Genomic DNA, 12,147 nt, shown 5'->3' on the forward strand with positions numbered 1-12,147 from the left:
ATTCCCCTCTTACTTCAATATATGGACGGCCTGTCGTCCTCATCACTTTTTTTCTCTGCATTTAGCGGGTGGCCGAATGGAGAGGAACGAGAGGAGCGGACGGCTGGGCGGCGGTGCCAAGCGGCACGGTCGCTTGCGAAGCCGGGCCAGTGAAACCGCCGGTGTTGGCAAGCGTTGACAATGCTTGGATGCTGCCGGCGCTGCCGATTTGCAAAACGGATGAGTTGGTGACGGAGCCAATCCGCAATTGATGGATGCAAATGCTTTGGCTGATGTAAACATTCAACCTCCTTCTCCTCCTTCATACGTTCCCGATGACATTTTCATCGGCGACATCGGCGTCATTCGTATTCGTATTGCTGTAATAGTTATAGATATGAAGCCCGTCGCCGGTGTTAAACGAACCGGCGCCAGCGAACGTTTTCGTCACGCTTTGCGGGGAAATCGCAAACACGTCGCCGATATGGAACACGCTGCTGCTTCCGATGCTGTTCAGTTTCACGATTCCGACAAAAGCCGGCATGGGGCATGCTCCTTTCCCAGCTTCGCAGTTGCTGCTATAGTGTATGGGCGCAAGCCGGCTGACGTTCGCCCTAATTGTTCGCGGCGTTGTTCGCGTCTATCATATCCGGATCGCCGGTGTTGGTAAAGCTGACAAATGTGTTCGTTTGCAGGAAATCACCGTTGTTGCTTCCCCCAGAGCCGGTGTGCGATTTGGACGTACTCTTTGGGGCGATTTGCAAAACATCGCCAAAATTGACCGTGCCATCTCCGCTCACATGAGTGATTTTAATCGGTCCGCTGATAAACGAAGGCACTCGCGCCCCCTCCTTTTGTTCCCATTGTTATAGCATATTGTATGAAAAAAACACGTAACTGGTTCAACGAGGGGCGGATGTCCAATCGGCAGTTAAGTTGTCAGCATATGCTAATGAGAAGGAATGGAAAGGAAGGGACAACCGATGCCAGCGATCGTCATCGGCGGGATTAAAGTGACGAGTGTAGGCGGCAACGGCACGGTGAACATGGGCGACGTGCTGCAAATCGCTCCCAAAAGCACCTCAAAGACGAATTCAGGCGCCGGCGGCGGCAATACGGGCGACTTTTTGCAGACGAATACGTTTTGCAGCGTCACCAATACAGTGGACCCGGATGTGTTCGACGCTGGAGCGAAAGGGAACAATTAGACGGCCGAATGACCAAAAAGACCGTCTTTTTCTTTTGTCCATCTTCATCTATAATATAATTATGAATTTTCTAAAATATAAGCTTGGGGGGATGGGAGAATGAACGTACCGCTTGTTCTGACCCATTTTTTAGACCGCGCTGTCGCTTTGTACGGGGACAAGCCGGCGATGATTTGTTCCGGACGGACGGTGACATACAGGCAGCTTGGCGAACGAGTGTCGAGGCTTGCCAACGGGCTGCGGGGGCTTGGCGTTCGCAAAGGCGACCGCGTGGCGTACTTGGCGCCCAACACGCTCGAGATGCTCGAAGGGTTTTACGGCGTGTTTGAAGTGGGAGGGGTGATGGTGCCGCTGAATACGCGGCTGAAACCGGATGATTACGTTTTTATTTTGAATCATAGCGAAACGAAAGTGTTGTTTGTGGATCAGGAGCTGTACGGGCTGATTGCATCAGTCAAAAACAAGCTTGAAACGGTCGAGGAGATCATTGTCCACCATAAAACAGAGGCGGTGATTGATGAAATCGCTTACGATGAATGGCTCGCCGCCCAGTCGTCAGCGCCGGTTCCGCACCGCCGCCGGCGTTTATCGCACGCGTTGAGGAAAAGCTCGGCTGGGAGTTTATCCAGGTGTACGGCATGACCGAATCATCTCCGCTCAGCACGATTTCGCTCATTCGTCCGCAGCTTGACGGACTGCCTGTGGAGCAAAAGCAGCGGATCAAGGCAAAAGCCGGCTATCCGATGATCGGCTGTGAAGTGAAGGTGGTGAATGACAACGGCGAGGAAGTGCCGGTGGACGGCCGAACGATTGGAGAAGTGATCGTCCGCAGCCATGGCGTCATGAAAGGATATTGGAAAAACGAAGAAGCAACCGTCGCAACGATCCGTGACGGGTGGCTGCATACCGGCGATATGGCGACCGTCGATGAATACGGGCATATTGATATCGTCGACCGGAAAAAGGATATTATTATTAGCGGAGGAGAAAATGTTTCGTCGATTGAAGTCGAAGGGGCGCTTTATGAACATCCTGCTGTGCTCGAGGTAGCGGTCATTGCCGCACCGCACGAAAAATGGGGCGAAACGCCGCGTGCGTTTGTCGTCGTCCGACCAGGGTACAATGTGACAGAGGAAGAGCTGATTGCCTTCTCACGGGAAAAACTAGCCCATTTCAAAGCCATTACGGGTGTTACGTTTGTTGATGAGCTGCCGAAAACAGCCTCCGGAAAAATTCAGAAAGTACACTTGCGCCGCCAATATTGGGATGCAATCGGAAAATCGGGTCGCTATGTCAACTGATGATACAGGCATGTGTCTTCAGACGGACAGAGGAGAGCGCGCCGAATGAAATGAATAAGGATACGGGCGTGCCGGAAAGGCGGTAAGGCGCCGCCGATTGCGCAGACGACTAGGTAGTAGAAAGAAGGGAGAAAGCGATGATCAGATCGACCGAGCGAATCGCCGCGGCGGATGTGTTGCGTGGATTCGCCTTGCTTGGCATTTTGCTTGTCAACATGCGTTATGTTTCCTCGCCAGCGTTATACAACGAAAGCGTCAAGGGCGGTGCTTTTGACCGAGTTTTGGACGCGGTCGTCGACGTATTGTTTGAAGCGAGCGCCTATCCGTTGTTTGCGTTTTTATTCGGGTTCGGGGCGATGACCATGTTTCGCCGGATCAGCAGCCGCGGAAAGCGGCCGATTCCGATTCTGTTGCGCCGCTTCTTTCTTTTGCTTGGGATCGGCATTGCTCATGCGTTTGGCCTTTGGTTTGGCGATATTTTAATCCCCTACGCCCTCGTCGGGTTCATCATGCTTTTCTTTTTCGCCGCCCCGCCTCGTTGGTGGCGGACGGCGGCTGTTGCCGTCTTTTTTCTTTTTCACGGCCTCATGGCGCTGTTGTTAACGCTCAATGTATTGACCGGAGAAATGGAGACAGCCGGCGGCCACGAGACCGCGGCGGCCGCGGCGGTTCGCCATTATCGAAACGGAACGTTTCGTGACGTGTTTTGGCAACGGTGGAACGACTGGATGTATATCAACGACGATGGAGGGCTTTTGCTTACGGTGTTGACCGTGCTGCCGTTTTGTTTGCTTGGCGGCTATGCCGCCGACCAACGTTCGCTTGAAGCCGATCGTCACTCGCCTGCGAAGCTGCGCCGCCTGATGAGGTGGGCGCTATGTTTTGGTTTAGCACTGAAAACCATTCCGTATTGGGCTGGGGTCAACAACTTGACCATGTACATCCAAGACAGCTTTGGAGGCGCAGCATTGGCGGTGTTCTACGCGGCGGCCGCCGTGTTCGTCTGCGGGAAACGAAGTTGGCAGCGCGCTTGGCGGTGGTGGCAAGACGTTGGCAAAATGTCGCTCACTCATTATCTCGCGCAATCGCTCGTTTGCACGTCGCTGTTTTATGGTTATGGGCTTGGGTGGTACGGACGCACAAGCGCATGGCAGGAGATGTTGATTGCGTTTGCTTTGTATGCGACTCAAGTGTGGATAAGCCGCTTTTGGTTTGCGCGTTTTCATTATGGTCCGGTTGAGTGGATGTGGAGGTGGGGGACATACGGAACGCGGCCGCCGTTTCGCCGCCGGCCGGGGCAATAAAAACCCCCGCTTACTGAACGGACGGGGAAGGCGATTCCAACATTCTCGTGTGCTGCAAATATTGGTTGATCAATTGGTCAAGCTCTTGGCTGCATTCGATCGTCTCTTTGGCCGTGAACCCATACGTGAGCGCCAATTCAATCATTTGTTGTCGTTTTTCTTCAATTTGCAACAGAACCATTTCCTTCACCATCAATTGTTTGAAATGTTGGTTAAGACATGCCGCGTCGATGCAAGACGTTTGTTGCATGACGAAAGTCGCAATCGACGCCCTAGTGGAAACTAAACATTATTATACATATCCCGACGAAAAGAGGAAGCGATTCGGGAAAATAAGTGATAAATTTACTAATTTAGACAAAATTCTACAAAAACAGGACTTTTTCGCCTCGATGGCGAATATCATCCTCAACGCGCCAAAATGACGAAGACGGGTGGAAGAGAAGAGTTTACGAAGCGTCCGCTACATAACAAAGAAAGGGAGAGAGGCACGATGAAACTGATCACCGCACTTTTCGATGGAGAAACGTTTGTTGGAGCCGTGCCGCAAGGAGACGACCGGGCGGTTCATTTGCGCCGCGCCGTTTTGTCCCGAATCCTAATGACTTGCGCATTGAAACGCGGGTGAACGGGGAAGTGCGCCAGCGCGCGAGCACGAAACAGTTGATTTTTTCCATTGAATCGATCATCGAGACGATCTCCAAAGGCATTACGCTTGAGCCGGGCGACATCATTGCGACAGGAACGCCGGCTGGAGTCGGCAAAGGGATGAACCCGCCGCGTTTTTTGCAGACGGGTGATGTCATTGAGGTGACGGTGGAAGGCATCGGCATGTTGCGCAACAAAGTGGGAGAGTAAACGGCGAAAGTGAGGAAGCCCCCATTGATGCTCAAAAGGCGTCCTCTTGAAAGAAAGGGCGTCTTTCGTTTTCGTGAAGTTTGTCAACCGTCCGCCCGCCGTGCTATGATGGGAAGGAACAAGGAATGGTTGGAGGGATGGATGTTGACGCATGCCCATATTACGAGCTGGCTCATCACGATTGTTTTGTTTTTCCTTGCGGTGTCGATGGAGCGGCAAGGGGCGGGCAAAGCCAAGATCGTGCAAATGGTGTTGCGGCTGTTTTACATTCTCACGATCGCGACGGGGGGGCTTTTGCTGCATAGCATTGCTTCGATATCCGCGCTTTATTGGCTAAAAGCGCTTGCCGGGCTGTGGGTGATCGGAGCGATGGAAATGGTTTTAGCAGCTGTAAAAAAAGGAAAAAGCGCGGCGGCAGGATGGACGCAATGGGTCATTGCCCTTGTGGTGACGCTGTTCCTTGGCCTGCTGCTGCCGCTTGGTTTTGACTTATTCTAAAGCGAAGCGGCAGCCTTCTATTGGTTGCCGCTTTTGTCCTCAGCCTATTTGGGCGCAAATCGCCCGTTCGCCGCTGTTGAATGTTATTTCAAATCGGTCGGCCGGCATCGGCCCGCGTTCATAGTAATGATGGACGCTGGCGATTTGCTCTGTATTGTCATAGATCATAAAATTGACGCCGGATGATTTGGCAAACAATAAGCCGTTGTAGCAGTACAGGCAGTCGTAAAGCGAAAACCCAAGATGGTTCAGCCATTGGACGTATTGAAAAAAGGACGGATTGGGAAGCGAGGCAAGCCATTGCCGGTACGCGTATGTCAGCTGTTTGCGGAAGCGGATGCGGTCGCCGTCAGTGAGGGGGAAGATGCCGAGGTCGGTCGCGATCGTGCCGTTTTCCTGCCACCGTCCGGACAGCCAATGCCCATAGCGGAACAGTTTAATCCCTTGCTGGGCCATCTCCTCGACTAACACCGCTTCCTCTGCTTCCTCATCAAAAAACACCCATTCATTGTTGACAAACTCCGCTGTTCCTTGCACGTAAGCCCGCGGCTGTTCAGCAATGCACTGCAGGCGCTCTTCAATATTCAATGTCTCTCATCCTCCTTGTACTTCTCTTTTTTTCCACCTTTTCGTCCGTTTATTCACGTTATTGTTGACATCGGACAATTCATCGAAATGACCAGTGGTGCATAAAATGGAATCATGCCGACGTGGAGAACCATCATGAATCAAAGGAGCGATCGCTGGAAACGATCGTGAAAAAAGAACGGACGAAATGATGGAAACGGGTGAGAACTTGCCATCTTTGATAAAAAGAAAGGATTGGTTTGTATGTGTGGCATTACTGGCTGTGTCCATTTCGGGCGCAATTTGCGCCGCGAGCGGACGGTCATTGACAGCATGACAGAGACGCTCGCCAAACGTGGACCGGATGATACAAATACGTGGCTGGACACTCATGTCGCCTTCGGTCATAAACGGCTTGTCGTCGTGGATCCGGCTGGCGGCAAACAACCGATGGTCCGGCAAAAAAACGGACATCGTTATACGATCGTCTATAACGGCGAGCTGTATAATACGGAAGACATCCGGAAGGAGCTGTTGCATAAAGGTTACCGGTTTGACGGCCACTCCGATACGGAAGTGCTGCTCGCCGCTTATATCGAATGGAAAGAACAATGTGTTGACTGGCTCAACGGCATTTTTGCCTTCGCCGTTTGGGATGGGGAGCGCGAGCTGTTATTTATGGCGCGCGACCGTCTCGGAGTAAAACCTTTGTTTTATCGAGAAGATGGCGGGGGGCTGCTGTTCGGCTCGGAAGTGAAAGCCATTTTGGCCCATCCCGATGTAAAGGCAGAAGTCAATTATGAAGGACTCGCCGAAGTGTTCGGCCTCGGACCGTCGCGCACACCGGGGCACGGGGTGTTTGACGGCATTCGAGAGCTGCGCCCGGCACATGCGCTCACGTTCTCTCGCAACGGGCTTCGCATTTGGCGGTATTGGAATGTCGAAAGCGACGTCCATCGCGATTCATTCGAGGAAACGGTCGAAAAGCTGCGCTTTCTATTGACGGATGCGGTCACGCGCCAACTCATTTCCGATGTGCCGGTCTGCACCTTCCTTTCTGGCGGGGTCGATTCGAGCGCCATTACGGCGATTGCCGCCAATGCCTTTGCGACAGCTGGAAAAGGGCCGCTGCACACCTACTCGATCGATTATGAAGGAAACGACCAGTATTTCAAAGCCAACGATTTTCAACCAAACACGGATGCGCCATTTATCGAACAGGTGTCAAACAAATTTCAAACGGTTCATCATCGCTGTGTGATCACGCAAGAAGAACTGTTCCGCCATTTGCATGAAGCCGTCATCGTCCGCGACGTTCCAGGCATGGCCGATGTCGATTCTTCGCTTCTTTGGTTTTGCAAACAAATTCGCAACCGGTTTGTCGTCAGCTTATCAGGGGAGTGCGCCGATGAAATTTTCGGCGGCTATCCATGGTTTCATCGGCCGGACGATTTGTCTCGGAAAGGATTTCCGTGGATGCGTTCGGTCGACGCGCGCATGGGTCTATTAAAAGATGAGTGGCGACAAAAGCTTCGCCTTGACGACTATGTGCAAATGCGTTATGAACAAACGCTTGCTGAAGTGCCGCGTCTCGAGGGGGAAAGCGCCGAGGAGGCGAAGCGGCGTGAGCTGTTTTACTTAAATATGATTTGGTTTATGACGACACTGCTTGACCGGAAAGACCGGATGAGCATGGGAGCAAGCTTGGAAGTGCGCGTGCCGTTCGCTGACCATCGCATTGTCGAATACGTTTGGAACATTCCGTGGGATATGAAAATGTATGGAGGACGAGAAAAAGGCCTTTTGCGAAAAGCGCTCGAGGGATTGCTTCCCGAAGAGGTGCTCTACCGGAAAAAAAGCCCCTATCCGAAAACGCACCATCCTCTATATACGAAACTTGTCAAGCAATGGCTTGAGCAGTTGCTCCATGACCGCTCTTCGGTTTTGCACGAGTTTTTCGACCGGGAAAAATTGTTGGCGCTCATTGAAACAGAAGGGAAGTCGTTCCAAGTGCCGTGGTTTGGGCAGCTCATGACCGGTCCGCAGCTGCTCGCTTACCTTGGCCAAGTGCACGTTTGGTTTGATCATTACGGCATTCGCATTAAAGAATAAGAGCTGCGCCTACGCGCAGCTCTTATTCGATTTGGCGGCGCTACGCCATTTTTGCTTGTGGTACCATCGTTTTTTTCATCCAGACGCGCGACCGCCAGCGCCAAAGCATCAACAGTCCGCGAAGCCATTCGTCGGCGATGAACGACAGCCAAATGCCGACGAGGCCAAATCCGAGGGCGATGCCAAATACGTAAGCAATGGTCACGCCGACGCCCCACATCGACAAAATGCCCATATAGACAGGGAATTGCACATCGCCAGCGGCACGAAGCGAGCTGATAATCACTAAATTAAATGAGCGCCCCGGTTCAAGGATAATCGTTAACAGCAACAGTTTGCGGCCAAGAACAATCATTGAGCGGTCATCGGTAAAGAGCGACAGCAACGGTTCGGCAAACCAATAGGCGGCTGCGGCCAGCAACACTGAGATGGCGATGGCGCTGTACAAACTTTTCAAGCAGCGGGCGTAGGCTTCCTCGTATCGCCCGGCCCCGACGAAGTGGCCGACGAGAATTTGCGTTCCTTGGCTGACGGCGATGCCGAATAAAAACACAAACATCATAATGTTTTGCGTGTATACACGGACGGTCAATGCCTCAGCGCCAAGCCATGTAATGAAATACGTAATGACCATTTGCGCCGTATTGTACGAAAGATGTTCCCCGGCTGCCGGAACACCGATTTTCAGCAGTGAGCGCAAATAGTGAAACGGAAGGCGGCGAAACGCCCTTGGTGCGAGCGAAATGTTTGTTCGTTTGCGCAACAAAGCAAGAAGTGCGAGAAAGGCCATGCCACGGCTGGCGGCGGTCGATATAGCAGCCCCTTGGATGCCGAGGGCGGGCAGGCCAAACAAGCCAAAAATGAGGACCGCGTTGCTGATGACGTGCAAAACGTTCATGCCAACCGCTACATACATCGTGTCACGGGTGAAGCCATAGCTTTTCAAAATGGCGCCGACCGTCATCATCAGCGCTTGGATGAACAAAAATCCACCGACAATCGCCAAATAATGGGTTCCTTCATCGAGCAGCTCGGCGGGCAAATCCATCATTCGCAAAATCGGCTCGCTGAATGCGGCGAGAATGGCGCTTAACAACAATCCGAACAACAAATTGGCCACGAGGGATACAAGCGATACGTCAACGGCTTCTTGCTCTCGGTGGGCGCCTAAATATTGAGCAACAAGCACTGCTGTCGCTAAAGCGACGAAGTTGAACAGTACGATCGTTAACGCGATGATTTGGTTCGCCACCCCGACGGCAGCAACCGCGTGATCTGAATACTGGCTGAGCATCAGTGTATCGGCGTTGCCCATCACCATATAGAGCAGCGTTTCAATAAAAATTGGCCACGTCAAGGAAAACAGTGACCGCGTTTTGGCCTCATGGCGCATGTTGAGACAACTCCTTTTTCTTATTCCGACTTGAACGATATATTCAGTTTAGCTAGTTTGTTGCATAATGGAAAGAGAAAGAAGCGATTTTGCTTGCACATTTCCGACAAAAGAGGGGAGAGGCCGATGGATACGGTTACATTTTCCATGCCGCCGCTGCCGGTGTTCATCAAAGGGGCGGAAAGTGTATTTCTGGAAGGAAAGAAGCATTTCCGCCGCACATTTTCCGTCTTTGATTTGCTTTACGTGAAACGAGGCTGTTTGTATATGACAGAAAACGGGCGCGAGTTTGCGATTGGCAGTGGACACTATTTGTTGTTGATTCCAGGAAGGGAACATTACGGACACCGCCCATGCGAAGAACGGACGGAGCTGGTTTGGCTTCATTTTTTGCTGCCAGACTTTGCGGTTGTTTCCGATTGGGGTGTCAGCCGGCAGATCGTGATCGAAAAGGAGGCGACATACACCGAGCCGATCCAATACCGGCTCTCCATCCGTCAATATGGCGAAGTCAAGCAGCGCGAGCGGGTGGAACAGCTGCTAAGTCAAATCGTGGAACAAAACATTCGGCGGGATATCGATCAGCCACTCCGGCAGCTGCTGTTGTTCATCGAATTCCTTTGGCACTTGCAAAAACAAGAGCTTTCCGTGCCGAGTGCGTCTGAACAGATCAGCGCCGCGGTGGTTGCGTATATCGAGAAACATTTCAGCGAGACGATTACACTGGACATGCTCGCACAGGAGCTCCGATTCCACCCGGACTACATCACACGCTGCATGCAAAAAACGATGGGCATGGGATTTAGCCGCTACTTGGCGCATTATCGGTTGTCAAAGGCAAAGCAATGGTTGGCGGAGACGAACGAGACGATTGAGGCGATCGCCAAGCGGGTTGGCATTGACGATGGCGCCTACTTTTCGCGCCTGTTTAAAAAGGTGGAAGGAATCACGCCGACCGAATATCGGCGCATGGCGCGGCGTAATTGACCTTCTTCTATGCCGGTGGTATAGATGGGGACGGTCAGCAAAAGATCAAACCGGTGCAGCTTGTCCTCTGCACCGGCAACCGATATGTTTGTCCGTAACCGCCCGCTCAGTCGCCTTACCAGCTTTCGACCGCGTAAAGCACAAACCCGTACGGCGGCAAGGAGACGCAAAGTGTTTCCGCCTCTGCAGCGAATCGCTCCCCTGTCAGAAGGTTGACCAGCCATTTTCCACGCGCATCGATCGGCATGGGAATTTCTGCTGCCTCGTTGCTCCGGTTGATGATGATCATGACCGTTTCATTGCCATCCGTTTTTTTATAAACAAGATGGTTCGCTTCATCATCGGCGGCGAGAAAAGCGACATCGCCGCGTCGAAGCGCCCGATATTGCTTGCGAAGAGCGATCAGTTGCTTGACATGTTCATACAGTTCTTTGTTTTGCTTCTCTGGATCCCACACCATACATTTCCGGCACTCCGGATCGTTTCCGCCCGTCATGCCGATCTCATCGCCATAGTAAATGCACGGCGAACCGGTGAACGTCAGCTGGAACAAAAACAACAACTTCGCTTTGCGGACGTCGCCGCCGCAAACCGTAAGCAGCCTTGGTGTATCATGGCTGCCAAGCAAGTTGAATGCCGCTTCGTTCACCTGTTTCGGATACGAATGAAGCAACCGGACCATGATATCGGCAAACTGGCGGGCGCTGATTTCCTCTTTCGCGAAAAAGCGAAGCGCTCCGTCCGTGAACGGGTAGTTCATGACGGCGTCAAATTGGTCGCCGCGCAGCCACGGCATGGCGTCATGCCAAATCTCGCCGAGAATGTACACATCGGGCTTTAGCGCCTTCACTGCCTGCCGGAATTCGCGCCAAAATTGATGATCGATTTCGTTTGCCACATCGAGCCGCCAGCCGTCAATATCAAACTCGCGAATCCAGTATGTCGCGACATCAAGCAAGTAGCGCTTCACTTCCGGATGAGCGGTGTTGAGTTTCGGCATGTGCGGCACGAACGCAAATGTGTCGTAGTTCGGGCGCGGCTCGGTTTGGAGCGGAAACTCGCGAATATGGAACCAATCTTTATACCGAGAGGCTGCGCCGTTTTTCAACACATCTTGAAACGGGGCAAACTCATAGCCGCAATGGTTGAAGACTGCATCGAGCATGACGCGGATCCCTTTTTCATGGCAGCGCTTGACAAGTGTTTTCAACGTCTCTTTGTCCCCAAAGTGCGGGTCGATTTCAAAATAATCAGCGGTGTCGTATTTATGGTTCGACGGCGCGCGGAAAATCGGCGTCAAGTAAAGGCCGGTGATGCCAAGGTCAGCCAAGTAATCGAGATGGTCGATAATTCCTTGCAAATCCCCCCCAAAAAAACTTGTCGGCGTTGGGTCTTCGCTTCCCCACGGCCGCGCTCCTTCCGGACTGATGGCCGGGTTGCCGTTGGCGAACCGCTCAGGGAAAATTTGATACCATACGGTGTCTTTTACCCAGCCCGGCGCTTGGAACAGGTCGACACGATGAAGAAAGGGGAAGCAAAAGTAGTAAGCGATGTCGTCGCTCGGAGCTTCATGGTAAAATCCTTTTTCCGTATAGACCAGTTGTTCGCCCCCAGCTCGAAGCACAAACCCATAGCGCAGCCGCCGATATGGCGGTCTGACCTCGGCGAACCAATAGTCAAATCGTTCGTCGCTTCCCGTTTTCTGCATCGGCATCGTTTGAAACTGCCAGGCGCCGTCTTGCCACTCGTACGGGTCGCCGTGCAACAGCTCCACCCGATCAACATCATCTTTTTTTGTCTGAAGCCGAAGATGAAGCGTTTCGCCATCATAGGCATAGGCGAAGTTGTCAGTCGGGCGGTGGTGAATGGCTTCTTTTTGCATCATCGTTCCCCTCTTGAATCCAATTTGGGTGAAAGCAATCGTTTGCATGATAGACTTC

At 52.4% G+C, this 12,147-nt stretch carries 13 protein-coding genes and 2 pseudogenes; 8 read left to right on the top strand and 7 right to left on the bottom strand.

Going from position 1 to position 12,147, the window contains the following annotated elements; all coding sequences use genetic code 11:
• Window positions 1-61 precede the first annotated feature (61 nt).
• The 3 genes from QSJ10_RS03030 to QSJ10_RS03040 form a co-directional block, all read right to left on the bottom strand.
• On the bottom strand, window positions 62-286 hold the full coding sequence (locus QSJ10_RS03030; RefSeq protein WP_033011652.1) for a spore germination protein GerPB: 225 nt from the start codon (window positions 284-286) through the stop codon (window positions 62-64).
• A 15-nt stretch (window positions 287-301) separates the two neighbouring features.
• The gene (locus QSJ10_RS03035) at window positions 302-523 is read right to left on the bottom strand and encodes a spore germination protein (protein WP_033013816.1); all 222 of its coding nucleotides are present in this window, start codon (window positions 521-523) and stop codon (window positions 302-304) included.
• Between the two features lie 70 nt (window positions 524-593).
• Entirely contained in the window at window positions 594-818 is a 225-nt protein-coding gene (locus QSJ10_RS03040; RefSeq protein WP_033011656.1) for a spore germination protein, read from the bottom strand.
• Between the two features lie 144 nt (window positions 819-962).
• Here QSJ10_RS03040 and QSJ10_RS03045 point away from each other — a divergent pair, with 144 nt between their 5' ends.
• The 3 genes and pseudogenes from QSJ10_RS03045 (at window position 963) to QSJ10_RS03055 (ending at window position 3,792) form a co-directional block, all read left to right on the top strand.
• Window positions 963-1,187, top strand: coding sequence for a spore germination protein (locus QSJ10_RS03045; protein WP_033013815.1), 225 nt, complete (start codon window positions 963-965; stop codon window positions 1,185-1,187).
• A 99-nt stretch (window positions 1,188-1,286) separates the two neighbouring features.
• Window positions 1,287-2,488: pseudogene (locus tag QSJ10_RS03050) on the top strand (AMP-binding protein).
• A 137-nt stretch (window positions 2,489-2,625) separates the two neighbouring features.
• Window positions 2,626-3,792 carry a DUF418 domain-containing protein gene (locus QSJ10_RS03055; RefSeq protein ID WP_033013814.1) on the top strand — a complete coding sequence of 389 codons (1,167 nt, stop codon included), beginning with the start codon at window positions 2,626-2,628 and terminating at the stop codon, window positions 3,790-3,792.
• A 10-nt stretch (window positions 3,793-3,802) separates the two neighbouring features.
• On the opposite strand, the gene QSJ10_RS03060 is transcribed toward QSJ10_RS03055, so the two are convergent.
• On the bottom strand, window positions 3,803-3,973 hold the full coding sequence (locus tag QSJ10_RS03060) for an aspartyl-phosphate phosphatase Spo0E family protein (RefSeq protein WP_033013892.1): 171 nt from the start codon (window positions 3,971-3,973) through the stop codon (window positions 3,803-3,805).
• A gap of 312 nt (window positions 3,974-4,285) precedes the next feature.
• Between QSJ10_RS03060 and QSJ10_RS03065 the strand changes: the two genes are divergently transcribed.
• The 3 genes and pseudogenes from QSJ10_RS03065 (at window position 4,286) to QSJ10_RS03075 (ending at window position 5,148) form a co-directional block, all read left to right on the top strand.
• Window positions 4,286-4,420, top strand: a complete 135-nt coding sequence (locus QSJ10_RS03065; RefSeq protein ID WP_255350133.1) for a hypothetical protein — start codon at window positions 4,286-4,288, stop codon at window positions 4,418-4,420.
• Window positions 4,369-4,650 (top strand): annotated as a pseudogene (locus tag QSJ10_RS03070) (fumarylacetoacetate hydrolase family protein); the annotation flags it as partial. The gene QSJ10_RS03065 and the pseudogene QSJ10_RS03070, both read left to right, overlap by 52 nt.
• Before the next feature lie 144 nt (window positions 4,651-4,794).
• Window positions 4,795-5,148 carry a YisL family protein gene (locus QSJ10_RS03075; RefSeq protein ID WP_025950975.1) on the top strand — a complete coding sequence of 118 codons (354 nt, stop codon included), beginning with the start codon at window positions 4,795-4,797 and terminating at the stop codon, window positions 5,146-5,148.
• 39 nt (window positions 5,149-5,187) lie between these two features.
• On the opposite strand, the gene QSJ10_RS03080 is transcribed toward QSJ10_RS03075, so the two are convergent.
• The gene (locus QSJ10_RS03080; protein ID WP_033013813.1) at window positions 5,188-5,736 is read right to left on the bottom strand and encodes a DUF2777 domain-containing protein; all 549 of its coding nucleotides are present in this window, start codon (window positions 5,734-5,736) and stop codon (window positions 5,188-5,190) included.
• Between the two features lie 243 nt (window positions 5,737-5,979).
• Here QSJ10_RS03080 and asnB point away from each other — a divergent pair, with 243 nt between their 5' ends.
• A complete protein-coding gene (gene asnB / locus QSJ10_RS03085) occupies window positions 5,980-7,827 on the top strand; it encodes an asparagine synthase (glutamine-hydrolyzing) (RefSeq protein WP_033013812.1) in 1,848 nt (615 codons plus the stop codon).
• A gap of 40 nt (window positions 7,828-7,867) precedes the next feature.
• On the opposite strand, the gene QSJ10_RS03090 is transcribed toward asnB, so the two are convergent.
• Entirely contained in the window at window positions 7,868-9,220 is a 1,353-nt protein-coding gene (locus tag QSJ10_RS03090) for an MATE family efflux transporter (RefSeq protein ID WP_033013811.1), read from the bottom strand.
• 126 nt (window positions 9,221-9,346) lie between these two features.
• Here QSJ10_RS03090 and QSJ10_RS03095 point away from each other — a divergent pair, with 126 nt between their 5' ends.
• Window positions 9,347-10,207: a helix-turn-helix transcriptional regulator gene (locus QSJ10_RS03095; protein ID WP_033013810.1), complete on the top strand. Its 861-nt coding sequence runs from the start codon at window positions 9,347-9,349 to the stop codon at window positions 10,205-10,207.
• A gap of 115 nt (window positions 10,208-10,322) precedes the next feature.
• Here QSJ10_RS03095 and QSJ10_RS03100 read toward each other — a convergent pair whose 3' ends face one another.
• Window positions 10,323-12,089: an alpha-glycosidase gene (locus QSJ10_RS03100; RefSeq protein WP_033013809.1), complete on the bottom strand. Its 1,767-nt coding sequence runs from the start codon at window positions 12,087-12,089 to the stop codon at window positions 10,323-10,325.
• Window positions 12,090-12,147: the final 58 nt, after the last annotated feature.

Source organism: Geobacillus stearothermophilus ATCC 12980 (assembly GCF_030369615.1).
Lineage (GTDB): Bacteria > Bacillota > Bacilli > Bacillales > Anoxybacillaceae > Geobacillus > Geobacillus stearothermophilus.

Coding starts and splice junctions, on each gene's coding strand:
- QSJ10_RS03065 (WP_255350133.1), top strand. CDS start 4,286: ATGAAACTGATCACCGCACTTTTCGATGGAGAAACGTTTGTTGGAGCC.
- QSJ10_RS03045 (WP_033013815.1), top strand. CDS start 963: ATGCCAGCGATCGTCATCGGCGGGATTAAAGTGACGAGTGTAGGCGGC.
- QSJ10_RS03090 (WP_033013811.1), bottom strand. CDS start 9,220: ATGCGCCATGAGGCCAAAACGCGGTCACTGTTTTCCTTGACGTGGCCA.
- QSJ10_RS03095 (WP_033013810.1), top strand. CDS start 9,347: ATGGATACGGTTACATTTTCCATGCCGCCGCTGCCGGTGTTCATCAAA.
- QSJ10_RS03035 (WP_033013816.1), bottom strand. CDS start 523: ATGCCGGCTTTTGTCGGAATCGTGAAACTGAACAGCATCGGAAGCAGC.
- QSJ10_RS03100 (WP_033013809.1), bottom strand. CDS start 12,089: ATGCAAAAAGAAGCCATTCACCACCGCCCGACTGACAACTTCGCCTAT.
- asnB (WP_033013812.1), top strand. CDS start 5,980: ATGTGTGGCATTACTGGCTGTGTCCATTTCGGGCGCAATTTGCGCCGC.
- QSJ10_RS03060 (WP_033013892.1), bottom strand. CDS start 3,973: ATGGTTCTGTTGCAAATTGAAGAAAAACGACAACAAATGATTGAATTG.
- QSJ10_RS03055 (WP_033013814.1), top strand. CDS start 2,626: ATGATCAGATCGACCGAGCGAATCGCCGCGGCGGATGTGTTGCGTGGA.